This is a genomic window from Streptomyces sp. NPDC039424 (assembly GCF_055639495.1).
In genome coordinates this window covers 212302-236115 of sequence record NZ_JBVKAI010000005.1, presented here as the reverse complement: position 1 = coordinate 236115, position 23814 = coordinate 212302, and the positions used below count along the sequence as shown (strand labels likewise).

The 23814-nt window shown below is 69.7% G+C and carries 20 protein-coding genes; 10 read left to right on the top strand and 10 right to left on the bottom strand.

All coding sequences use genetic code 11. The annotated features are described in order from the left end of the window. Positions 1–1034: 1034 nt before the first annotated feature. Positions 1035–2948, bottom strand: a complete 1914-nt coding sequence (gene dnaA / locus ACZ7L0_RS15380) for a chromosomal replication initiator protein DnaA (protein WP_471242942.1) — start codon at positions 2946–2948, stop codon at positions 1035–1037. Positions 2949–3322: 374 nt separating this feature from the next. Here dnaA and rpmH point away from each other — a divergent pair, with 374 nt between their 5' ends. From rpmH to ACZ7L0_RS15335, 9 genes are all read left to right on the top strand, one after another. Further along, positions 3323–3460 (top strand): 50S ribosomal protein L34, encoded by a 138-nt coding sequence (gene rpmH, locus ACZ7L0_RS15375; RefSeq protein ID WP_005482975.1) that lies wholly within the window; start codon positions 3323–3325, stop codon positions 3458–3460. Between the two features lie 20 nt (positions 3461–3480). Then, complete coding sequence (gene rnpA / locus ACZ7L0_RS15370) at positions 3481–3852, top strand: ribonuclease P protein component (RefSeq protein ID WP_471242941.1); 372 nt, start codon at positions 3481–3483, stop codon at positions 3850–3852. Then, positions 3849–4214, top strand: a complete 366-nt coding sequence (gene yidD, locus ACZ7L0_RS15365; protein WP_471242940.1) for a membrane protein insertion efficiency factor YidD — start codon at positions 3849–3851, stop codon at positions 4212–4214. Before rnpA ends, yidD begins: the two co-directional genes overlap by 4 nt. Before the next feature lie 3 nt (positions 4215–4217). Next, complete coding sequence (yidC, locus tag ACZ7L0_RS15360) at positions 4218–5495, top strand: membrane protein insertase YidC (protein ID WP_471242939.1); 1278 nt, start codon at positions 4218–4220, stop codon at positions 5493–5495. 15 nt (positions 5496–5510) lie between these two features. Beyond that, positions 5511–6023, top strand: coding sequence for a Jag family protein (locus tag ACZ7L0_RS15355; RefSeq protein WP_471242938.1), 513 nt, complete (start codon positions 5511–5513; stop codon positions 6021–6023). A 118-nt stretch (positions 6024–6141) separates the two neighbouring features. After that, complete coding sequence (gene rsmG / locus ACZ7L0_RS15350; protein WP_471242937.1) at positions 6142–6858, top strand: 16S rRNA (guanine(527)-N(7))-methyltransferase RsmG; 717 nt, start codon at positions 6142–6144, stop codon at positions 6856–6858. 302 nt (positions 6859–7160) lie between these two features. Further along, a complete protein-coding gene (locus tag ACZ7L0_RS15345; RefSeq protein ID WP_471243219.1) occupies positions 7161–8234 on the top strand; it encodes a ParA family protein in 1074 nt (357 codons plus the stop codon). Continuing rightward, on the top strand, positions 8231–9331 hold the full coding sequence (locus ACZ7L0_RS15340) for a ParB/RepB/Spo0J family partition protein (RefSeq protein ID WP_471242936.1): 1101 nt from the start codon (positions 8231–8233) through the stop codon (positions 9329–9331). Before ACZ7L0_RS15345 ends, ACZ7L0_RS15340 begins: the two co-directional genes overlap by 4 nt. Before the next feature lie 304 nt (positions 9332–9635). Next, the gene (locus ACZ7L0_RS15335; protein ID WP_471242935.1) at positions 9636–10253 is read left to right on the top strand and encodes a GNAT family N-acetyltransferase; all 618 of its coding nucleotides are present in this window, start codon (positions 9636–9638) and stop codon (positions 10251–10253) included. A 75-nt stretch (positions 10254–10328) separates the two neighbouring features. Here the strand turns inward: ACZ7L0_RS15335 and trxA are convergent, their stop codons facing one another. The 7 genes from trxA to ACZ7L0_RS15300 form a co-directional block, all read right to left on the bottom strand. Then, complete coding sequence (gene trxA / locus ACZ7L0_RS15330) at positions 10329–10658, bottom strand: thioredoxin (protein ID WP_471242934.1); 330 nt, start codon at positions 10656–10658, stop codon at positions 10329–10331. Between the two features lie 41 nt (positions 10659–10699). After that, positions 10700–11668 (bottom strand): thioredoxin-disulfide reductase, encoded by a 969-nt coding sequence (gene trxB, locus ACZ7L0_RS15325; RefSeq protein WP_471242933.1) that lies wholly within the window; start codon positions 11666–11668, stop codon positions 10700–10702. 183 nt (positions 11669–11851) lie between these two features. Then, the gene (locus tag ACZ7L0_RS15320) at positions 11852–12709 is read right to left on the bottom strand and encodes a hypothetical protein (RefSeq protein WP_471242932.1); all 858 of its coding nucleotides are present in this window, start codon (positions 12707–12709) and stop codon (positions 11852–11854) included. Continuing rightward, positions 12706–13395: an RNA polymerase sigma factor SigM gene (sigM, locus tag ACZ7L0_RS15315; RefSeq protein ID WP_471242931.1), complete on the bottom strand. Its 690-nt coding sequence runs from the start codon at positions 13393–13395 to the stop codon at positions 12706–12708. The genes ACZ7L0_RS15320 and sigM overlap by 4 nt, the downstream gene beginning before the upstream one ends. Before the next feature lie 52 nt (positions 13396–13447). Continuing rightward, on the bottom strand, positions 13448–15142 hold the full coding sequence (locus ACZ7L0_RS15310; protein ID WP_471242930.1) for a protein kinase family protein: 1695 nt from the start codon (positions 15140–15142) through the stop codon (positions 13448–13450). Between the two features lie 117 nt (positions 15143–15259). Beyond that, positions 15260–17632, bottom strand: a complete 2373-nt coding sequence (gene murJ, locus ACZ7L0_RS15305) for a murein biosynthesis integral membrane protein MurJ (RefSeq protein ID WP_471242929.1) — start codon at positions 17630–17632, stop codon at positions 15260–15262. A 46-nt stretch (positions 17633–17678) separates the two neighbouring features. Next, positions 17679–20045, bottom strand: a complete 2367-nt coding sequence (locus tag ACZ7L0_RS15300; RefSeq protein WP_471242928.1) for a DUF6049 family protein — start codon at positions 20043–20045, stop codon at positions 17679–17681. A gap of 258 nt (positions 20046–20303) precedes the next feature. On the opposite strand from ACZ7L0_RS15300, the gene ACZ7L0_RS15295 reads away from it, so the two are divergent. Beyond that, positions 20304–21746: a CCA tRNA nucleotidyltransferase gene (locus ACZ7L0_RS15295; RefSeq protein WP_471242927.1), complete on the top strand. Its 1443-nt coding sequence runs from the start codon at positions 20304–20306 to the stop codon at positions 21744–21746. Between the two features lie 130 nt (positions 21747–21876). Here ACZ7L0_RS15295 and ACZ7L0_RS15290 read toward each other — a convergent pair whose 3' ends face one another. Both ACZ7L0_RS15290 and ACZ7L0_RS15285 read right to left on the bottom strand, forming a co-directional pair. Continuing rightward, complete coding sequence (locus ACZ7L0_RS15290; RefSeq protein WP_471242926.1) at positions 21877–22359, bottom strand: LppU/SCO3897 family protein; 483 nt, start codon at positions 22357–22359, stop codon at positions 21877–21879. Positions 22360–22494: 135 nt separating this feature from the next. Beyond that, positions 22495–23757, bottom strand: a complete 1263-nt coding sequence (locus ACZ7L0_RS15285) for an MFS transporter (RefSeq protein ID WP_471242925.1) — start codon at positions 23755–23757, stop codon at positions 22495–22497. Positions 23758–23814: the final 57 nt, after the last annotated feature.

Genomic DNA, 23814 nt, shown 5'->3' with positions numbered 1-23814 from the left:
GAGATCCTTCGTCCACCAATCCACAGGCACATGAGCTGGGCTGATGGTCTTTCAACAGCACAGCCTGTGGACGGTTTCGGGACAACTCCACAGTCCCCAGGGTGTGGACGCGAAAAAGTCCCCGAATCTGTGGAGGGCGGCCGTAACCCGGCGCCTATTCGAACACCGGGTCTCTGACGCTGGTCGCGAAGAGCACGACCCAGTCGGCGATCCATCCTCGCCGGGGCCCGGCACCCGGGGCCACGGCATGCGCTCATCCGCCGCCCACAGCGAGAGCCACCACGCCCCGGCACGCCGGACGCGCCTGCCGGATGGCCTGCTGATGCCGGGGAGGCCTAGATCTCTCCGGTGGCTCGGTGACTCGGTGGGCCCGGCAGCCCAGTGCCCCGGCGGCTCAGCGGCCGGTCAGCCGAGAGCCCCGGCCTGGCGGCCGAGGGCCGACGGCCCGATGCTGCGGCAACCCAGAGCCAGGGCAGCCGACAGCCCAGTGCCCCGGTAGCCCAGAGCCCGGGCGGCTCGCGTCGCGGCGGGTCGCTGACCCTGCGGCCCGAGCAGCCCAGAGCCCAGGCAGCCCAGAGCCCTGGTGGGCCGGTGGTCCCGGCGTCCCAGTGGCTGGCTGCTCTTGCGGCTTGGCGGCCGGGGCCGACGGCCCGATGCTGCGGCAGCCCAGAGCCAGGGCAGCCGACAGCCCGGGTGGCTCACCCCTGCGGCCCGAGCGGCTCAGCGGCCGGTCAGCCGAGAGCCCGGGCGGCTCAGCGCCCCAGTGGGCCGGTGGTCCCGGCGCCCGGTGGCTCGCTGCCCCCGCAGCCGGGGCCGACAGCCCAGTGCCCCGGCAGCCGACAGCCCGGAGGGCGGGCGGCTCCGGCGCGGTGGCTCGCTGACCCTGCGGCCCTGCGGCCCTGCGACCCAGCGCCCCAGCAGCCCAGCGCCGCGCCCCCGCCCCAGGGCGACCTGGCTCCGCCGCGCCTGGCCCCATGGGAAAGGGCGCCCCGGATGTCCCCAGGGGCGCCCTCCATGCGCTGCGGTTGGTGGTGTCAGCCGTTCTTGATGCGGTTGGTCAGTTCGGTGACCTGGTTGTAGATGGAGCGGCGCTCGGCCATCAGCGCGCGGATCTTGCGGTCGGCGTGCATCACGGTCGTGTGGTCGCGGTTGCCGAACTGGGCGCCGATCTTGGGCAGCGACAGGTCGGTGAGCTCGCGGCACAGGTACATGGCGATCTGCCGCGCGGTCACCAGGGCGCGGCCGCGCGAGGTGCCGCACAGGTCCTCGACCGTGAGGCCGAAGTAGTCGGCGGTCGCGGCCATGATCGCGGTCGCGGTGATCTCGGGGGCCGCGTTCTCGCCGCCGGGGATCAGGTCCTTCAGGACGATCTCGGTCAGGCCCAGGTCCACCGGCTGCCGGTTGAGCGAGGCGAACGCCGTCACTCGGATCAGCGCGCCCTCCAGCTCGCGGATGTTGCGCGAGATCCGGGAGGCGATGAACTCCAGCACCTCCGGCGGGGCGTTGAGCTGCTCCTGCACCGCCTTCTTGCGGAGGATCGCGATACGCGTCTCCAGCTCCGGCGGCTGGACGTCGGTGATCAGACCCCACTCGAAACGGTTCCGCAGCCGGTCCTCCAGCGTCACCAGCTGCTTGGGCGGCCGGTCGGAGGACAGCACGATCTGCTTGTTGGCGTTGTGGAGTGTGTTGAAGGTGTGGAAGAACTCCTCCTGCGTCGACTCCTTGTCCGCCAGGAACTGGATGTCGTCGACGAGCAGGATGTCCATCTCGCGGTAGCGCTTGCGGAAGCTGTCGCCCTTGCCGTCGCGGATGGAGTTGATGAACTCGTTGGTGAACTCCTCGGAGCTCACGTACCGCACCCGCGTGCCCGGGTAGAGGCTGCGCGCGTAGTGCCCGATCGCATGCAGCAGGTGCGTCTTGCCGAGCCCGGACTCCCCGTAGATGAACAGGGGGTTGTACGCCTTCGCGGGCGCCTCGGCGACGGCGACCGCGGCCGCGTGCGCGAAGCGGTTGGAGGCGCCGATGACGAACGTGTCGAAGAGGTACTTCGGGTTCAGCCGCGCGGTCGGCTCACCGGGCCCGGTGGCCGGCGCGGGCTGCGCGGCCAGCGGGCCGGGGGCGCCGGTCGTGGGCAGGTTCGGGCCCACCGGTCCGCCGCGGTGCACATGGCCGGCGCCGGACGGCGGCTCGGGACGCTCGCGGCGGCCCGGGTCGCGCTGGTCGTAGTCGGCGCGGGACGGTTCGTAGTCGGACCGCGGCTGACCGTGGTCGTGGCGGGGCTGCTCGTAGTCGGAGCGCGGCTTGTCGTACGACTGCTCGTACTGCTGCTCGTAGGACGGGCGGTCCATCGACTGCGGGCGGTAGTCCTGCGGCGCGGAGCCGTAGGAGTCGCGGCGCTGCTCACCGTAGGAGTCCTGGGACGGGGACGCGTAAGGGTCCCGCTCCGGGAAGCCCAGGCGCTGCTGCTGCCACCCGTAGTCGTCCTGGGACGGGCGCGGCCAGCCGCCGGGCTCGGGGCGCTGGTACTCGGAAGGGTAGGCGGGCCGGGCCGTGGGGAGCTGGTCGTCGGCGCGGTGCCGGCCGTACCCCTCGTACTGCCCGGTGGGGAGCTCGGGCTCCTCGTAGCGCGGCTGCGGCTTGGCCGGCGGCGCGGGCGGGGCCGGGGGCTCTCCCGCGGAGTCGTCGACGGTGATCGCGATGCGGATCGGCCGGCCGCACTCGCGGCTCAGGGTCTCGCTGACGATCGGGGCGAGTCGGCCCTCCAGTACGCCCTTCGCGAACTCGTTGGGTACGGCGAGCAGGGCGGTGTCCGCGACCAGCGCCAGCGGCTGGCAGCGCCGGATCCAGTGCTCGTCCTTCACCTCGACACCCTGACCGCGGCCCTCCCCGAGGAGCTGCTCCAGTACTCGTGGCCACACTGCGGCAAGATCGGCAGGTACGTCAGCCACAGGGCACGCTCTCTCACAGGTCCCTCGAACGTGTGGTTCGGGGACGGGTCGGGATGTGAATCGGATGGGTCGGGGATAAAGGAACGAATCAGAGTCCAGTCACGGTAGTCAGGGCGGCGGGTACGGTTCAAGTTGTTGTCCCCAGCCTGTGGATAGTGTCTCTCCGTGACCCTCGGTTTGACCGAATGGCGTAGCCCCGCGTACCGTAACCAGGTCGAGTTGTCGATGGCTGCTGCCGCCTGCCTCCGATGGGCACAGATCGCTGAAGGTGATCGGGAAGCGGTGCACTCGGGCGTGACGCGAGCTACTCGTGGGCGCACGGTGACAGCCAGGGCGGCACCCCGCCACTACCGATTTATTTCTGGAGCCCCCGAGTGAGCAAGCGCACCTTCCAGCCGAACAACCGTCGCCGCGCGAAGACCCACGGCTTCCGCCTGCGGATGCGTACCCGTGCCGGCCGCGCGATTCTCGCGAACCGTCGCAGCAAGGGTCGCGCCAGCCTGTCCGCCTGATCCGATCAGGTCATGACGTCGTGCTGCCTACCGAGCATCGGCTGAGGCGGCGCGAGGACTTCGCGACCGCGGTACGACGGGGTCGTCGGGCAGGCCGCCCGCTCCTCGTCGTCCACCTTCGTAGCGGTGCCACGGACCCGCACGCGCCTGGGGAGAGCGCTCCCCCGACGCGTGCGGGTTTCGTCGTGAGCAAGGCCGTGGGTGGCGCGGTCGTGCGCAACACAGTGAAGCGCAGACTTCGCCATCTGATGCGTGACCGAGTCGCCCTGCTGCCCCCCGGTAGCCTGGTAGTCGTACGAGCGCTGCCCGGAGCGGGCGACGCAGACCACGCACAGCTGGCCCGAGACCTGGATGCCGCCCTACAGCGGCTACTGGGAGGGGGCGCGCGATGAAGTACCCGCTGCTGGCTCTGATCAAGCTGTACCAGTGGACGATCAGTCCGCTGCTGGGGCCGGTGTGCAAGTACTACCCGTCGTGCTCCCATTACGGCTACACGGCCATCGACCGGCACGGTGCGATCAAGGGAACGGCACTCACGGCCTGGCGCATCCTCCGGTGCAATCCGTGGTCGCTCGGCGGTGTGGACCATGTTCCGCCGCGCAAGCGTCCGCGGTGGCACGAAATGCTGCGCGGCGCCTGGCGCGCACGCAAGGGCGGGCCCTCCGCCGCCGAACCGGCCCTCGAGGGGACGGCTCCTTCCGAGCCTCCTTCGAGCCCGGCCGCAGAGACCTCGTCCCATGCCCAAGGAGCATGATTAGTGGACACGATTGCCAGCCTCTTCAGCTTCATCACGACACCGGTTTCCTGGGTCATCGTCCAGTTCCACACGGTGTACGGCGCCATCTTCGGCGCTGACACGGGCTGGGCCTGGGGCCTGTCCATCGTGTCCCTGGTGATCCTGATCCGCATCTGCCTGATCCCGCTCTTCGTGAAGCAGATCAAGGCGACCCGGGCCATGCAGACGCTGCAGCCCGAGATGAAGAAGATCCAGGAGCGCTACAAGAACGACAAGCAGCGTCAGTCCGAAGAGATGATGAAGCTGTACAAGGAGTCGGGTACCAACCCGCTCTCCTCGTGCCTTCCCATCCTGGCGCAGTCCCCGTTCTTCTTCGCTCTGTACCACGTGCTCAACGGCATCGCGTCGGGCGACACCATCGGTGTCATCAACAAGAGCCTGCTGGAGAGCGCGCAGAAGGCGCACATCTTCGGGGCTCCGCTGGCCGCGAAGTTCCGGGACAGCAAGTCGACCATCGAGGCGCTCGGTGCCTCGGTCACCGACGTCCGCGTCGTGACCGTCGTCATGATCCTCATGATGTCGGCGTCGCAGTTCTACACGCAGCGCCAGCTGATGACGAAGAACGTCGACACGACCGTGAAGACGCCGTTCATGCAGCAGCAGAAGATGCTGATGTACGTCTTCCCCGTCATGTTCGCCGTCTTCGGCATCAACTTCCCGGTCGGTGTCCTCGTCTACTGGCTGACCACCAACGTGTGGACCATGGGCCAGCAGATGTACGTCATCCACAACAACCCGACCCCGGGTTCCAAGGCCCAGGCCTCCTACCTGGAGCGTCTGACCAAGCACGTGACGCACCACGGCAAGACCCGCCGCCGGAGCGAGAAGGCCATCATCAAGGCGATCGTCGCCAAGGGCCGTGACCGCAACGAGTTCGAGCGCAAGTTCATCAACGCCCTGAGCAAGGCGGGCCTCGTGGCCCAGGCCGACGGATCCGTGGTCAAGGGCGAGAGCCAGGCCGCTGTGCAGACCGAGGACGGTGCGACCACCGCTGCCGCCGCCAAGCGGCAGCAGCCCAAGCGCCAGAGCAAGTCCCAGCGCCAGTCCGGCGGGCCCAGGCAGGCGGACGATACCGCGCCGTCCACGTCGCTCGAGAAGTCCGACGAGCCCGAGGACGCCAAGCCCGCCGCCGCCAAGAAGGCCGCAGCCTCGAAGCCCGGCAACGGCACCCGCAGCAAGGCCCAGTCCGGCCAGCGCAAGGGTGGCCCGCAGCGGCCCAAGTCCCCGTCCAAGAAGTAAGAAGGAGCCCATCCCGTGACGGAAGGCACCACCTCCGCCGCCGCCGAGGGTGCAGACACCCTGACCCGCCTGGAGCAGGAGGGCGAGATCGCGGCGGACTACCTCGAGGGTCTGCTGGACATCGCCGACCTCGACGGCGACATCGACATGGATGTCGAGGCCGACCGTGCCTCCGTGTCGATCATCAGCGACACGGGCGGCCGTGACCTGCAGAAGCTGGTCGGCCGGGACGGCGAGGTGCTGGAGGCGTTGCAGGAGCTGACGCGTCTGGCCGTGCACCGGGAGACGGGGGACCGCAGCCGGCTGATGCTGGATATCGCGGGCTACCGCGCCAGGAAGCGCACCGAGCTGTCCGAGCTGGGCGCCAAGGCCGCGGCCGACGCGAAGAACAGCGGCGAGCCGGTGAAGCTGAAGCCGATGACCCCGTTCGAGCGCAAGGTCGTGCACGACGCGGTCAAGGCCGCGGGTCTGCGCAGCGAGTCCGAGGGCGAGGAGCCGCAGCGCTTCGTCGTCGTGCTGCCCAACTGATTCGGTACGTACGTCTCCCCGGCCCCGTCTGTTGCGCAGGCGGGGCCGAATTTTGTCAGCCTGGTAGTTCTGGTGGGTCGGCGCTGGTGCGCTGATGCGGTACGGAAGGACGGTCCCCGTGACGGAGGCAGCGGAACTCCCCCCTGCGCCCGAGCAGGCACGCGAGGTGTTCGGTGATCGCTTCGCCGATGCGGTGCGCTACGCGGAGCTGCTGGCCGAGGCCGGTGTGCAGCGCGGGCTCATCGGCCCACGGGAGGTGCCCCGCCTCTGGGAGCGGCACCTGCTGAACTGCGCGGTGCTCTCGGAGGTGGTCCCCGAGGGCGTCACCGTGTGCGACGTCGGCTCGGGCGCGGGCCTGCCCGGGATTCCCTTGGCGCTCGTCCGGGACGACCTCAAGATCACCCTGCTGGAACCGCTGCTTCGGCGTACCAACTTCCTGACCGAGGTCGTCGAGCTGCTGGGTCTGGACCATGTGACCGTCGTGCGTGGCCGTGCCGAGGAGGTCATGGGCAAGGTCCCGCCGGTTCACGTGGTGACGGCCCGTGCGGTGGCCCCCCTGGACCGCCTTGCCACCTGGGGCATCCCACTGCTGCGGCCGTACGGCGAGATGCTCGCGCTCAAGGGGGACGCCGCGGAGGAGGAGCTGAAGGCCGCGGCCACCGCGCTCAGCAAGCTCGGTGCGGTGTCGACGTCCGTCCTGCAGGTCGGCGAAGGGGTGGTTGACCCCCCGTCCACCGTCGTGCGGGTCGAGGTCGGGGAGAGCCCCGGCGGTGTGCGCTTCGCGGCCAAGCGGGCCAAGGCGGCGCGTACGGGGCGGACGCGCAGGCGTCGGTGACGACGGAAGGACGGAAGGACGGATCAGTGGACGCTGATCCGTCCTGACGACGAGACGTACTCCACACAAGCTGCCAAACCTACGCAGGCCGGAGTGTCGCGACAGTCCGGGCGCGCTTGCTGTGCATCGTGTTTCACGTGAAACGTCGCTCACTGCTGCACGGCATCATCAGTCGCGGCCGCGCTGCGGCCGAACCCCGGGACCGGAAGCCTCTCGGTTCACTCGGAGAGGTAACGGAGTTGTCCACAGAGGTGGATTTCTCCACAGAACACCAGGCCTCACTGGTTCACGACCCCGAAGACATGGGAGGCTCTGTTCATTGCGAGCCTGAAGTCGAGGAGAGTGAATCCTTGCGGTCCGACGCCAACATCGCGGGACCGATGACCGATCCGGTCCCCGGTCCCCGTACCGAATCGATGGGGGTGGATGTTTCACGTGAAACACCGCCCCCGATGGACGACACTCCCATCGGTCGTGCTGCCCAACTGGCGGTGGAGGCTCTGGGTCGCGCAGGCGAAGGCCTGCCACGGCCCGAGCAGACCCGGATCATGGTGGTCGCCAACCAGAAGGGCGGTGTCGGCAAGACGACGACGACCGTCAACCTTGCCGCTTCGCTGGCTCTGCACGGCAGCCGTGTCCTGGTGGTCGATCTCGACCCGCAGGGCAACGCCTCCACCGCCCTGGGCATCGACCACCACGCCGATGTCCCATCCATCTACGACGTTCTGGTCGAGAGCAAGCCCCTGGCGGAGGTCGTCCAGCCGGTCCCCGATGTCGAGGGTCTCTTCTGCGCCCCAGCCACGATCGATCTCGCCGGTGCGGAGATCGAGCTGGTGTCCCTGGTGGCACGGGAGAGCCGGCTGCAGCGGGCGATCCAGGCGTACGAGCAGCCGCTGGACTACATCCTCATCGACTGCCCGCCATCCCTGGGGCTGTTGACGGTCAACGCTCTGGTCGCGGGCGAGGAGGTCCTCATCCCCATCCAGTGCGAGTACTACGCGCTGGAGGGCCTGGGCCAACTGCTGCGCAACGTCGACCTGGTGCGGGGACATCTCAACCCCACCCTGCATGTATCGACCATCCTGCTCACCATGTACGACGGCCGGACGCGTCTTGCGTCCCAGGTCGCCGACGAGGTGCGCAGCCACTTCGGCGACGAGGTGCTGCGTACGAGCATCCCCCGCTCCGTCCGTATCTCCGAGGCGCCGAGCTACGGGCAGACCGTGCTGACGTACGATCCAGGTTCGAGCGGTGCCCTCTCCTACCTTGAGGCCGCACGAGAAATCGCGCTGAAGGGTGTCGGGGTCAGCTACGACCCGACGCATGCTCACATCGGCGCACAGAGCAACCCGAGCATGGTGGAGGGGATCCAGTGAGTGAGCGACGGAGGGGGCTGGGCCGTGGTCTGGGCGCCCTGATCCCTGCTGCCCCGACGGAGCAGAACCCGCCGTCGGCCGCGGTGGGGGGTGCGGCATCCACGTCCCCCGCGGCGGTTCCGGTCCTCATGGCCGACCGCGGAGTGGCCGCCGCCAAGGTGGCCACGCTGCCGGCTGTCTCCCAGGAGACCGAGGAGCCGTCGGTCAACGATGTCGCGGAAGTACCCGCGCCTCCGGTGGGCGCCCACTTCGCCGAGATCCCCATCGACTCCATCACGCCGAACCCTCGCCAGCCCCGTGATGTGTTCGACGAGGACGCGCTGCAGGAACTGGTCACCTCCATCCAGGAGGTCGGCCTTCTCCAGCCCGTCGTGGTCCGGCAGCTGAGCTCCGACCGCTACGAGCTCATCATGGGCGAGCGGCGCTGGCGGGCCTGCCGTGAGGCCGGGCTCGAGGCGATCCCGGCGATCGTGCGGGCCACGGAGGACGAGAAGCTCCTCCTGGACGCGCTGCTGGAGAACCTGCACCGGGCGCAGCTGAACCCGATCGAAGAGGCGGCTGCCTACGACCAGCTGCTGAAGGACTTCAACTGCACGCACGACCAGTTGGCGGACCGTATCGGGCGCTCCCGCCCGCAGGTCTCCAACACCCTGCGTCTGCTGAAGCTCTCCTCGGCCGTGCAGAAGCGGGTGGCCGCCGGGGTGCTCTCCGCCGGGCATGCCCGTGCGCTGCTCTCGGTCGAGGACTCCGAGGAGCAGGACCGGCTGGCTCACCGGATCGTGGCGGAGGGACTCTCGGTCAGGTCCGTCGAGGAGATCGTGACGCTGATGGGCTCGCGGCCCCAGAAGGCTCAGCGTGCCAAGGGCCCGCGGGCCGGTGCTGTGCTCTCCCCGGCCCTGAACGAGCTAGCCACGCGCCTGTCGGATCGCTTCGAGACCCGGGTGAAGGTGGACCTGGGCCAGAAGAAGGGCAAGATCACCGTCGAGTTCGCCTCTCCGGAGGACCTCGATCGGATCCTCAGCGCGCTCGCTCCGGGCGAGAAGCTGGAGCTTCAGAAGAGCCTTCTGGAGGGCGAGGCCGAGGACTCGGAAGGCTGAGCCTTCGGTCGGCCGACGGAGCGGGTCGTGTCCGGTCTGTACCGGAACACGGCTCGCTCTTTGCTTTCAGGCGGTATCGAGTGAATCGCATCCTGGATACGATGCGATCGGGTATGGCGCATCCACCTGGCGGCACCTCTGAGTGGGAGGCGGGGGCCATGCGATCGGTGAGCCGCACCGGACTGGTGAGCGCGGGACTGGGGCTCGGGGCGGTCGGCGGGTTCGTCGGCAGTCTGCTGAGGGAACGGAGCGCTCTGACAGCCGCTCGCGAGGCCGCGGGCGAAGGAAGCGAGGAACAGCCTTCATGGGCCGCCGGCTCGTACCGCTCACACTGGACAACCTTCAGGACCTTCCCAAGCGCTGTCGCTCGTGCGTCTTCTGGGAGCTGGACCCGGTCAGCGGTGAGGCCTCGATAAAGGAGGGCACGGCCGCGCTGGAGAAGGAGGCGTGGATCTCCGCCGTCCTGCTGGACTGGGGCTCCTGCGGCCGTGTCGTCTACGTCGACGACGTACCGGTGGGCTTTGTGCTCTACGCTCCCCCGGCCTATGTCCCCCGCTCCACCGCGTTTCCCACGAGTCCGGTGTCGCCGGACGCGGTGCAGCTGATGACCGGCTTCATCATGCCGGGGTATCAGGGGCAGGGGCTCGGCCGGGTGATGGTCCAGACGGTCGCCAAGGATCTGCTGCGCCGGGGCTTCAAGGCGATCGAGGCGTTCGGTGATGCCCGCTGGAAGGAACCGGCCTGTCTGCTGCCGGCCGACCATCTGCTGGCCGTGGGCTTCAAGACGGTCCGACAGCACCCGACGCATCCGCGGCTTCGGCTGGAGCTGCGCTCGACGCTCTCCTGGAAGGAAGACGTGGAGATGGCGCTCGACCGGCTGCTGGGGGCCGTACAGAAGGAACCGGCGCTGCGACCTCTCTGACGCAGATGGGCCAACCCCGAGGGGTTGGCCCATTCGTGTTTCACGTGAAACGTCATTCGGTTCTCACGTGAGACGTCACTCGGCGATGAAGTCCTCGAGGTCGCGGACGATCGCGGCCTTCGGCTTGGCGCCGACGATGGTCTTGGCGACCTCGCCGTTCTGGTAGACGTTCAGGGTCGGGATCGACATGACGCCGTACTTCGCAGCCGTGCCCGGGTTCTCGTCGATGTTGAGCTTCACGATCTCGATCTTGTCGCCGTACTCGGCGGCGATCGCCTCGAGGGACGGCGCGATCTGGCGGCAGGGACCGCACCAGGCGGCCCAGAAGTCCACCAGGACGGGCTTGTCGCTCTTGAGGACGTCCTGCTCGAAGGAGTCGTCGGTCACGTTCTTCAGGTCGGCCACGGGGGGCTCCTAACTGGCTCGTGCGGTGGGGCAGAAGGGGGTCAGACGGCGGTCTTCTCGGGCTCGGCCTGCTCCTCGTCCGCGAGGGCGGAGAGGAAGCGTTCGGCGTCCAGGGCGGCGGAGCAGCCGGTGCCGGCGGCGGTGATGGCCTGGCGGTAGGTGTGGTCGACCACGTCACCGGCGGCGAAGACACCGGTCACGTTGGTGCGGGTGGAGGGCGCGGCGACCTGCAGGTAGCCCTCCTCGTCCAGGTCCAGCTGTCCCTTGAAGAGCTCGGTGCGCGGGTCGTGACCGATCGCGATGAACAGACCCGTCACCGGCAGGTCGGCGAGCTCACCGGTCTTGAGGTTGCGCAGCTTCAGTCCGGAGAGCTTGGGGTCGCCGTGGATCTCAGCGACCTCGCTGTCCCAGATGAACTTGATCTTCGGGTCGGCGAAGGCGCGCTCCTGCATCGCCTTCGAGGCGCGCAGGGTGTCCCGGCGGTGGACGATCGTCACGGACTTGGCGAACCGGGAGAGGAAGGTGGCCTCCTCCATCGCGGTGTCACCGCCGCCGATCACGGCGATGTCCTGGTCCTTGAAGAAGAACCCGTCACAGGTGGCGCACCAGGAGACGCCGCGGCCGGAGAGGGCGTCCTCGTTCGGCAGGCCGAGCTTGCGGTGCTGCGAGCCGGTGGTGACGATGACCGCCTTGGCCTTGTGGACCGTCCCCGAGGTGTCCGTGACGGTCTTGATCTCGCCGGTGAGGTCGACCGAGACGATGTCGTCCGGGATGAGCTCGGCACCGAAGCGCTCTGCCTGGGCGCGCATGTTGTCCATGAGCTCGGGGCCCATGATGCCGTCGCGGAAGCCCGGGAAGTTCTCCACCTCGGTGGTGTTCATCAGCGCACCGCCGGCGGTGACGGCGCCCTCGAACACGAGGGGCTTCAGCGACGCGCGCGCGGTGTAGAGCGCCGCCGTGTAGCCGGCGGGCCCGGAGCCGATGATGATCACGTTACGGACGTCGCTCACGGCTTGATTCCTTGTCTCTGGTCTGCGTCATTCGACCGGTGGGAGCCCCTTTCAGAACTCTCACCCCACCCAACGGATCCTAAGGGGCGCGCATTCCCGGTGTGTCCGGGCACACGGGGATCACCCACGGTACGGAATACCGCGCTGGGGGGAGACGAAGCACAACTGGGTGCGGGGACGTGTTCAGGGACGCGCGAGGGACTGCTTCAGCAGGACCTTGCCCGGCGAGACGGGCTGTCGGCCCACACAGGACGCGTCGACGACATAGGCCGTGACCCGGGTGCGGTCGGAGGTGTCGGACAGCACGACGAGGAAGGCGCTCTTTCCTTCGTATGTGCCTGTCTTGGCGCCGAGGACGTCTCCGCCGCCGTGGATGCCCAGCCGGATGCAGTCCGGGACGGGGACGGAGGTCTGTATCAGGGTGTTGGGGCTTTCCGCCGAACCGGGACTGTTGGGCTGGGACTCGATCCCCTTGCGTGGCTTCTCCGAGCCCCGCTGCGAGCTCTTGCCGGTGGAGAGAAGGCCGTCCACCTGGCTCTCGAGGTCGCTCCCGGAGAAGGTACCGGCGGAGCTGGTCGTGCCGTGGGCGGTCGTGCCGGGCTTGTTGTCGTGGCCGAGTGACTGCAGGAACAGGGTCCCGGCGCCCAGGACGGCGGCCGTGAGGACGGCGCCCAGGACGGCGGTCCTGCGGCGACGCCCACGCCCGCGATCCTTGCGGCCCGGGCCGGTCGCCGCGTGCGGGCGTCCGGCGGGGCGGTCTGCCGGGGCCGGTGTTTCACGTGAAACATGAGTCGGCGGAGCCTCGGCGGCGAGGGCCGCGTCAATGCGGGCGGCGACATCGGCGGGCATGGAGGTCGGCTCCGGCAGGATGCCCAGCAGCCCCCGGATCTCTTCCAGGGAGGTGTGGACGTCGGCACACAGCCCGCACTCCTCAAGGTGCCGCCGTATGTCCTCGGTCCGGGACGGCGGGAGAAGACCCTCGGTGAGGTCGGAGATTTCCGCGACGTCCGGGTGCCCGGCCGTGTCTGTCGTGGAAGTCACGCTCGACCACCTCCGTCCTTCACAGTGTCCTGAGATCCCGCTGCGGGTGGGACGGATGTCCCCTGCGTCCGGTTCCGCTCCTGGACCGGCTCTTTACCGTCCCCGGAGTTTTCCGGCCGCAGGTGGGAGAGGAGTGGCAGGAGTCTGGCTCTGCCTCGGGCGCAACGGCTCTTCACCGTGCCGGTCGGCACGTCCAGGACGCGGGCGGCCTCCGCGACGGGGTAGCCCTGCATGTCCACCAGGACGAGGGCGGCGCGCTGGTCGGGAGGGAGGGTGCCGAGGGCTTCGAGGAGCTGGCGGTGCAGGTCGTTGCGCTCGGCCGGCGCGGAGGCCTCCTCGTGCGGTTCCAGCAGTTGTTCCAGGCGTTCGGTGTCGTCGACGGGAGCGGTCTTGCGTGACGCCGCCTTGCGGGCGCGGTCCAGGCAGGCGTTCACCGTGATCCGGTGCAGCCAGGTCGTGACGGCCGACTGCCCCCGGAAGGTGTGCGCGGCCCGGTAGGCGGACACCAGGGCGTCCTGGACCGCGTCAGCGGCCTCCTCGCGGTCCCCCAGCGTCCGCAACGCCACGGCCCACAGCCGGTCCCGATGCCGCCGCACGATCTCGCCGAAGGCATCGGGGTCACCTCCAACGTGGCGGGCGAGGAGATCCTCGTCCCGTGCGTCGCCGTATCGGGCGCCATCTGCCATCCGCCCCTCCCCTCGGGGCAAACCTTACGGACTTCCCGGCAGGAATCCAGCCTCAGCTGGCCACCTTGATGTCCGCCACCCTGCCACGCCACTTGCCGTCGTCCGGCTGCAACGGCAGCTTGGTCAACCACACGAGGAGGTACCGCGACTTGAGGGACTTACCGGGCTTGAGTTGCACGGTGGTCCCGGATCCCTCGGCGACCTTGGTGAAGGCGTCGAAGGAGGTCGGCCGGGAGCCCGCGTCCGCGCCCGCGCTACGGAGTTCGACCGAGGTGTCCCCCACGAAGGTGACGGTCACCTTCCCGACCTGCTGGACCTTGCCGAGGTCGAGGATGACGCCGACGCCCGACTTCAGGTTGCCGAATTCCGGGCTCAGGTAGAAGTCCGTCTGCCAGTAGGTGGCAGTGCTGTTGTCGTAGACCTTCCCTATGTCGGCCGGTTTCTCGGACTGGTCGGCGAAGGGGTCGAAGTCCCAGGCCTTGCTGATGGTGATCGGCTTGCTGGGCGTCGGCTTCTTGGGGCTCTTGCCGCCCCCGTCCGTGGTCTGCGTGGTCGGCGTGTCCTCGGACTTGTTGCCGTGCATCAGGGCGTCCGCGAGCTGCCAGCTGCCCAGGCCCAGAGCGGCGATGAGAAGGGCGGAGACCGCCCACTTCAGGGCCTTGCCGGTGCGGCTCTGGAGCGGGGGCGGCGGGGTCGTCATCGGCTGGGGGGCGCCGGGGTGCGGGGACGGGCGGCCGTACGTGCCCTGCTGGTAGGTGGTGCGCTGGTACTCGGGCGGCGCCGTGAACGCGGGCTCCGGCGGGCGGATGCGCGGCATCTCGCCGATCGCCTTCACCAGCTCCTCCGGTGTCGTGCACGGCGACTCGTGCCGGGAGGCGGTGGCCCCGTCGTTGGCGAGCGCGCGCATGGCGAGCTCGGACAGCCCGCGGTGGACCCCGGCGCGCACCTGGTCCGGCGGGATCAGACCGATGTCCTTGGGCAGGCCGGACAGGCCGTACGCGTCGTTCTCGTAGGGCCAGCGCTGGGTCAGCGCCGCGTACAGCAGGGCGCCGATCGCCTCGGTGTCGGTGCGCTGCGGGGTGTCGGAGCTGATGCCGCGCAGCGCCGCGTTCACCGCCAGGCCACGGATGCGCCACTGACCGGTCGAGGCGCGCAGCACGGCGTTCGGGTTGAGGCGCAGATGGGCGAGGCCCTCCCGGTGGGCGGCGGCCATGGCGGAGGAGACCTGGCTGACCATCTGGTAGGCGTCGTGCGGCTCCAGCGGCCCGGCGGACAGGAGCGTGGACAGCTCGGTGGCGTCGGGCAGCCACTCGTGCACGACGTACACGAGGTCGTTCTCCTCGACGGCGTCCAGGACCTGGACGAAGCGGGGATCGCCGAGCAGTGCCGAGGAGCGGGCCGCGGCCAGCACCGAACGGGCCCGCGCGTGGTCCGCGGGCAGGACATGGACGCCGACGGCGCGACGGAGTTTCTCGTCCACCGCTCGCCAGCTGCTGAATCCGTCCAGACGGGTGAGGCACTCCTCGAGGCGGTAGCGTCTGGCGAGCTTGTGACCGCTGTGCAGTTCTGGAGGCGATGCCTTTCCAGGACCGTCCGTCCCGCCGTTCACCTCCGCCTCGTCGCTGTCCGTGTCCCGCTCCGGGTCTTGGGCCACCCCGTCGGCCGTGGACTGGTCCGCCTTGGCGGTCAGCGGCTCGTCACCGCTGTTGCCTGCCACGTCGACGGCAGCCGTGCTCCGTTCCGCCACCGTCGTTCCCTGCCTCCCCATCGTTGCACCCTGTCCGACGCCGAAACCAATTGTGCCCACAGTCCGCCGCTATGCACGACACACGATGGCGGACGATGGTTGTGCGCGTACCCCTCCTCAGCGCCCCAGACGCCCGCGCACCATACCCACGAGGGAGTTGAGCTCCTCGATGCGCATGCGTCGGGCGGCCACGAAGAAGACGCCGAGCAGGACGACTCCGCCGGCCAGCAGCGCGGCGAAGGAACCGATGACGCCCTGGCCGAGAGTGTGGCCGATTCCGTAGCAGGCCGCACCACTGAGCAGGGCGGCCGGTACGGAAGCGATGCACAGCCTCGCGTAGGTCCGCAGGACGCGGGCGCCGTCCAGGTCGCCGCCGAGCCGCTTGCGCAGCCGCTTCCAGGCGACGCCCACGCCGATCGCGTAGGCGAGACCGTATGCGGCGGCCATGCCGGCCACGGCCCAGCGGGCGGGAAGCACGAAGTAACAGGCCGCCGACACGCCCGCGTTGACCGCGGCCACGATGACGGTGTTGTAGAAGGGGGTGCGGGTGTCCTCGTAGGCGTAGAAGGCGCGCAGGACGACGTACTGCACCGAGTACGGGATCAGGCCGAGGCCGAAGGCCATCAGCATGTAGCCCATGTTGGTGGCCTCGCTGGTGCCCGAGGAGCCGAAGATCAGCGTGCACATCGGGATGCCGAGCGAGAGGAAGCCGAAGGCGATGGGCACGATCGCGACCGCGGTCGTGCGCAGACCCTGGGAGATGTCGTCGCGGACGGCGCCGCCGTCGCCCTCGGCGGCCGAGCGCGAGATGCGCGGCAGCAGGGCGGCCATCAGGGAGACGGTGATGATGGCCTGCGGCAGGCCCCAGATCAGCTGGGCGTTGGCGTAGGCGGCGAAGCCGGTGCCCGCGACCCCGGCGTCCTTACCGGCGGCGGTGGACAGCTGGGTCACGATCATGGCGCCGGCCTGGTTGGCGAGGACGAACAGCACCGTCCACTTGGCGAGCATCGCGGCCTTGCCCAGGCCGTGGCCCTTCCAGTCGAAGCGCAGCCGCAGCCGGAACCCGGTCTCGCGCAGGTACGGGATCATGGCCAGGGCCTGGACGACCAGACCGAGCAGCACGCCGACACCGAGCAGCCGCTGGCCCTCCGCCGGGATGTTGGTGACGGTCATGTGGGAGTTGGCGGCGCTGCCGTACACCCAGATGAACATGCCGAGCGTCACGATGATGACGATGTTGTTCAGGACCGGGGTCCACATCATCGCGCCGAACTTCCCGCGCGCGTTGAGGATCTGACCCATCACCACGTGCACGCCCATGAAGAAGATCGAGGGCAGGAAGTAGCGGGTGAAGGTGACCGCCACATCGTTGGCGGCCGGATTGGTGGCGACCGGGTTGGACAGCATCCGCACCAGCAGCGGAGCGGCGAACATCGCGAGCCCGGTGAGCGCGGCCAGGGCCACCATGACGAGCGTCAGCAGGCGGTTGGCGTACGCCTCGCCGCCGTCGTCGTCCTCCTTCATCGCCCGCACCAGCTGCGGTACGAAGACGGAGTTGAGGCCACCGCCGACGGTGAGGATGTAGATCATGGTCGGCAGCTGGTAGGCGACCTGGAAGGAGTCGCCGAGGAAGCCGAGGCCCAGTGCGGAGACGATCAGCGCGGAGCGGACGAAGCCGGTGAGCCGGGAGACCATCGTGCCCGCCGCCATGACGGCGCTGGACTTCAGCAGACCGGCGGCCTTGCCGCCCTTCTTGGCGGGCGGAGCGGCGGGAGCGGCGGCCTCGGAGGCGGCGGGGCCGGTGGGGCCGGACGGGCCGGTGGGAGCGGCATGAGCGGGCCCGGACCCGGAGGCGTCGGCCGTGGGCGGAGCCGGGGGGTACGAGGCCGAGGCGTAGGGACCCGCGGAGTGGGCCGCGGCGGGGTACGGGGACGCCGGGTGCTGCCCCATGGGCTCCTGGGTACCGCCGGCACCGCCCGGCGCGGCGGCCGGGCCGGGTACGGACGGGGAGTCCATCGAGGGCTGCCCGCCGCCCTGCTGCTGGTCGCGGAAGAGGTGCGCGAAGGCGTCCGGCTCGTGGTACTCCTCGCCGGAGTGCGAGACCAGGTCGTCGACGCCCACGAACTGGGTCGTACGGGGGTCGTCGCCGTACGGCAGGTACTGCGTCGGGCCCGACGGCTCCGGCGGCGGGGTCTGCGCCCACACACGCGGGTCGGGGGCGTACGGCGACTGGGCCGGCTGCGCGTACGGCTGCTGCTGCGGGTACGTGCCGGGCGGCGGCGGGGGATGCGCGGCACGGTCGTAGAGCGCCTCGGCGACCGGGTCCTGGGCGGAGAGGTCCTGCGCCCGGTAGGGGTCCTGCTCGTAGGCGTCCTGGAGGTACATGTCCGCCGCGTGCTGCGGCGGCACCTGGCCGGGCTCGGGCGGCGGCTCGGGGTAGCCCGAGCCGGCCGCGGCCTGGCCGCGGTCACCGTCGTACGGCGAATTCATGGTTACCCCACCTCATCGTCCCCGGGCCCACCGGCCACGACATCGCTCAACGGTCCACTCTCTCACCCGTCGAGGACGGGTCGGTGCTTTCCGGTGCGGTGTCCGGTGTCGGGTCACTCGGCTGCTCCGGGTCGCCTGCCCGGGAGCGGGCGTCGGACTCCTGCGTGAGACGGTCGCCGGGGCCCTCGGGGTTCTCCGGTCCGTCGGTGTCCTCGCCCGCCTCGTCGGGGCCGTCGTCCTCGGCCTGCCGGGCGGCGGCGCGCTTGCGCTGGGTGTACATGCGGAATCCGGCGAGGACGAGCAGCAGGACACCGCCGCCGATGACCAGCATCACGGTGGGCGTGACCTCGGTGACCTTCACGTCGAACTGCACCGCTTCGCCGTACTCCTGCCCGTCCTCCGTGTACAGCTGGGCGATCACCGTCACCCGGCCGTTGGCATTGGCCGCGGTGGTGAACTTCACGGACTGGGCGTGTCCGCCGGAGACCTCGACGGGCTGCTCCATATAGGCCTTGCCGCCGATCTTGAGGCGGGTCGGCATCGTGGAGGTGAGCCGCAGGCGAAGGTGGTCGACACCCTGCACGAGGTTGTTCTGGACGGTCACCGGGATGGTGGCGCTGCGGCCGGAGAGCTTCGTCTCCGACTTGTCGATCAGCTTGACCTGCTCGGCGAGGTCGTCGAGGTAGGTCTCCACGCCCTGCCGGAAGCCGGCCGCCGAGCCGCTGCGGTCCCGCCACGACGTGGACATCTCACGGTTTATGGCCCGTCCGAAGGGGGTCACCACCCGGGACTCGTCGGTGAGGATCACCTTGAAGTTCTCGAGCTTGTCCTCGGTGCGCGCGATCTGCTCGAAGGCCGACCGCGGCAGCTCGCGCTTGCGCAGCGCGGAGGGGTATGCGGATGTCGACGGGATCCTGGTGGTGGCGCCGGGGTCCGGTTTGGCCTTGGCGGCCGCGGTGAGCTCCTGCGACTGCGTCCAGTTGCCGCCCTGGAGCGCCTTGACGGCCTGGGCCATGGCCTGGGCCTGGGCGGCGGACGGCATGCGCTGCGGGGCGACGACGACGCTGCGCTGCTTGTCCGTCTGGTGGTCGAGCTCCAGGCTCTGGGCCAGGAACTGCTGCACGGCGAGCGTGGCCGAGCCCGCCTTCGTCAGGTCGCCCTCGAACGCCGTGGACATCCGGGCGTCCGCGTCCACCGCCGTGGTGCCCCCGCCGACCGGGCGGGCCGCGGAGGGCGTGTAGGGCAGGCCACCGGTCTCCCGGAGGCTGTCGCTGCGGGCGATCACTTTGTCCGCGCCGGCCGAGGTGGCGACCTTCATGATCGAGGGGTCGACGGCGCCGTCCACGGGCCAGGCGAAGTCGTTGCTCGGTGTGACGTGCAGCACGGACTTCACCGTGGTGGCGGCGACGTCGGTGGCGTCCTTGAGGTGACTCAGCGACCCGGTGACGCTCGTGCCGGTGTGGGCGAGGGAGGCCAGGTCCGGGTCGGCGAACGGCAGGGCGACGACCTCCTTGCCGGCGACGGCCTTCTGCAGGTCGGCGAGCCACTGCTTGGCGACGGCCTGATGGGTACCGGGCGTCGTGGTGTCGCCCGCGCCCTGGACCTTGTAGGTACGCGTCATCGCGTCGACGGAGGCCAGCAGGTCCGGGTCGATCACCCAGGTGACGTCGAGGTCCTTGCCCAGCGCCAGCATCTGAGCCAGACGGCCGCCCGGGGCGATGTCCGTGGCCAGATCGTCGTTGAGGAAGACGGGCGGCTGCTGATCCCCGGCGCCCGTCCTCGCCGTCACATGGGCGGTGGAGACCAGCGGCCAGAGATACGTGGTCCTGGTCCTGGTGTCGGCCTCGTCCGGCTGCCACGGCAGGAACGTCCGCTGGATGCCGAGCACCTGGTCCCACGGCCGGGCGGAGGTCCGGCCGGAGAGCGAGACACCGAACTCGTAGACGCCGTCCTGACCGAGGTCGAGCTTGTCGACCGGTACGGAGATGCTGAAGTGCTGGGCGACGCCCGGGGTGAGCTTGGGGAACTTCTGGACGTACTTGCCGCCGACCTCGGAGGCGACGGAGGTCTGGAGGTCGTCGGAGTGACTGGCGGTGGTGTCGATCGCCGACCTGGTGTCCAGCAGGGAGCCCACCCGCAGACCGACGTGGGCGTCGGTGACCGCCTGCTTGCCGTGGTTGGTCACCGTGCCGGAGACGGTCAGCGTGTCCCCGTCGGTGGGGGCGTTGGGGCTGAGGGTGTCCAGGGAGACGTCCACCGTGTCCGAGGCGGCGGCGGCCTGGGCAGGCGCGGCGGCGGGCAGCTGGAACAGGCCGGCCAGCAGCGGCGCCCCGGCGAGCAGTGCTCCGGTGCGCCGCAACCAGCGGCGGGCAGGTGAGGGAGTCATCCCCTGGAAGTCTGCCGCCTCGGCCACGCGCTCGCCCGTCCCTCGTCGTCGTCAGTGGTCGTCGGAATGTGCGTCCACGCATGGTAACGATGTGCGCTGAGGGGAAGTGCCGCGGTCTGGTCCGCAAGATCGGCGGGAGAGCCTCGGACGGCCCCGTATTTCCGGTATAGAGAGGAGAACGGACGTAAATGCCGAAGGCGGGCTTTGTGAGGAAACGCATGCCTCTGTTCTCGTGCGCTTAATGGGGGCGCTGCCGGGCGCCCGGGCCACGTACCCTCTTCTGTTGTGCCGAACGCCAACGAAGACACTCCCAACGCCCTGAGTCAGGCGCAGCAGCGCGCGGTGAGCGAACTGCTGCGGGTGGCTCCCGTCGCCGACGACCTCGCCCGCCGCTTCCAGGAGGCCGGGTTCTCGCTCGCTCTGGTCGGCGGCTCGGTGCGGGACGCGCTGCTCGGCCGACTCGGCAACGACCTGGACTTCACCACCGACGCCCGCCCCGAGGACGTACTGAAGATCATGCGGCCCTGGGCGGACGCGGTCTGGGAGGTCGGGATCGCCTTCGGCACGGTCGGGGCGCAGAAGGACGGCTACCAGGTAGAGGTGACCACCTACCGGTCGGAGGCGTACGACCGCACCTCGCGCAAGCCCGAGGTGTCGTACGGCGACTCCATCGAGCAGGACCTCGTCCGTCGAGACTTCACGGTGAACGCGATGGCCGTCGCGCTGCCGGAGAAGGAGTTCGTCGACCCGCACGGCGGACTGCAGGATCTGGCGGCGCGGGTGCTGCGCACCCCGGGGACACCCGAGGACTCCTTCTCCGACGACCCGCTGCGGATGATGCGGGCCGCGCGCTTCGCCGCCCAGCTCGACTTCGAGGTGGCCGACGAGGTCGTCACCGCGATGAACGAGATGGCCGGGCGTATCGAGATCGTGTCGGCCGAGCGGGTCCGGGACGAGCTGAACAAGCTGATCCTCTCCACGCAGCCGCGCAAGGGACTGTCCCTGCTGGTCGACACCGGCCTCGCGGACCGTGTGCTGCCCGAGCTGCCCGCCCTGCGCCTGGAGAGCGACGAGCACCACCGGCACAAGGACGTCTACGAGCACACGCTGATCGTGCTGGAGCAGGCGATCGCGCTGGAGGAGGAGGGCCCCGACCTGACCCTCCGCCTGGCCGCGCTGCTGCACGACATCGGCAAGCCGCGCACGCGCCGCTTCGAGAAGGACGGACGGGTCTCGTTCCACCACCACGAGGTGGTCGGGGCGAAGATGACCAAGAAGCGCATGACGGCCCTGAAGTACTCCAACGAGCTGGTGAAAGACGTCTCCCGGCTGGTCGAGCTCCATCTGCGCTTCCACGGCTATGGCACCGGCGAGTGGACGGACTCGGCGGTCCGGCGCTACGTCCGCGACGGAGGCCCGCTCCTGACCCGTCTGCACAAGCTGACCCGTTCCGACTGCACGACACGGAACAAGCGCAAGGCGGCCGCACTGTCCCGCGCCTACGACGGTCTGGAGGAGCGCATCGCCCAGCTCCAGGAGCAGGAGGAGCTCGACGCGATCCGCCCGGACCTCGACGGCAACCAGATCATGGAGATCCTGGGGGTCGGCCCCGGCCCGGTCGTGGGCAAGGCCTACAAGCACATGCTGGAGCTGCGCCTGGAGAACGGGCCCATGAGCCACGACGACGCGATGGCGGCGCTCAAGGAGTGGTGGGCCGAGCAGAGCTGAGGCCATGGAGGAGGAGCATGTTTCACGTGAAACACGCTCCTCCGATGCGGCCGGCACATGAAGAGGGGCGGTGTTTCACGTGAAACACCGCCCCTCTCGGCATCGGCATGGTTGCCGGCCTTCCTCGGTCTTACTTGTCCTTCAGGCAGAGCAGGAAGTCGCTGCCGTCACCGGACTCGGTGTACGTGTACTGGAAGTCCTTCGCCGCGGCCTCGCACTTGCTCGAGGCCATGGTCTCCGTCGCGTACAAGCCCTTGATCTTGGCGAGCACGACGTACTGCGCCTTCGACGAGCCGCAGTCCACGACCTCGAGGTCCGGGTCGGTGTCGCTCGTGCTGCCGCGGTGCATGCAGTCGCCGACCTTCGCCGTGTCGGCGTCGTCCTGGCTGGCTATGTAGCCGCCGATGGCCATCCCGGCGACGGCCAGCACGAGGACGATGTTCTTGATCGTCTTAAAGCTGACCTTGCGCTTCGGGGCCTCCGGCGGCACCGGGGCGTAGGGGGCGGTGGCCTGCTGCGGGAAGCCGGGCTGGGGCGGGTACGGGGCCTGACCCTGCTGCGGGCCGCCCTGCGGCGGGTACGGAGCCTGGCCCTGCGGCGGCGGAGTAGTCACTCGGGGTCCCCCTGGAACGTGGATGCGCATGGCTGGAACGTGGATGCGCATGGCGCGAAATAAGACCCACGTAAGTTAGCGGCTCCCACTGACAACTCTCTAACCGAGAGGGCCTCTGTGTCCTTGATGTGACACTCACCGGCACCCAAAGCGGGCCATAGTCGCAGCAACCACTCCGTAGATCAGGGCGACCAGAACCACCAGGACCGCTGAACGGCCGTCCGGTGGAAGCATCAGGGCGGCCACCCCCGCGGCGCCGACGAAGGCGACGTTGAAGAGCACGTCGTACACGGAGAAGATCCGCCCCCGGAAGCCGTCGTCGACGGACGACTGGACGACGGTGTCGGTGGCGATCTTCGCGCCCTGCGTGGTCAGCCCCAGGACGAAGGAGGCGGCCAGCAGGGGCACGGTGGCGAAAGGCAGGCCGAGAGCCGGTTCCAGGAACGCGGCGGACGCGGCGCACACCACGATCCAGCGTCCTGGGCCGAGCCGTCCGGCCGCCCAGGGGGTCACCACGGCCGCCGCGAAGAAGCCCGCACCGGAGATCCCCAACGCCAGCCCCAGCAGGCGCAGTCCGTCTTCCGGGTTCGAGGAGAGGGCGTACCGGCACAGCATCAGCAGCATGACCAGGAGCGCGCCGTAGCAGAAGCGCATCAGCGTCATCGACAGCAGCGCCCAGGCGGCCTCCCGGCGCGGGGGCGACGCGAGGTGGCGCACCCCCGCCAGCAGCTCCCGCGCGGTGCCGGCGAGCACCGCGCCCAGGTGTTGCCGTGGCACCTTCCGATCGGGGCCGAGCAGCCCGGCGGCCATGGTCAGCGACGCGAGGGCCGCGCACAGGTACAGCAGGGCACCCAGCAGGACCACCGCGGCATCGGAGTCGGACACCGCCAGCCGTACGGTGAAGGCGAGGCCGCCGCCGGCGGTCGCGGCGAGCGTTCCGGCGGTCGGGGAGAGGGAGTTGGCCATGACCAGGCGCTCGGCGTCGACCACACGGGGCAGTACGGCGGACAGGCCGGCGAGGACGAAGCGGTTGACGGCGGTGACGCACAGCGCGGAGACGTAGAACAGCGCGTCCGGGACGCCGTCGAGCATCAGCAGGGCGGTGGCCGCCGCCAGCAGGGCGCGCAGCAGGTTGCCGTACACGAAGACCTGGCGGCGCCGCCAGCGGTCCAGCAGGACCCCGGCGAAGGGGCCGACCAGCGAGTACGGCAGCAGCAGTACCGCCATCGCCGAGGCGATCGCGGCGGCCGAGGTCTGCTTCTCCGGGGCGAAGACGACGTAGGTGGCGAGCGCGACCTGGTAGACACCGTCGGCACCCTGGGAGAGCAGGCGTACGGCGAGCAGGCACCGGAAGTTCCGCAGGCGCAGCAGGACACGCAGGTCACGCACGACGGGCATGGGGCCCAGCCTCACACAAGGGAGGGTCCCCGGGCCGTAGAACCCGGGGACCCTCTC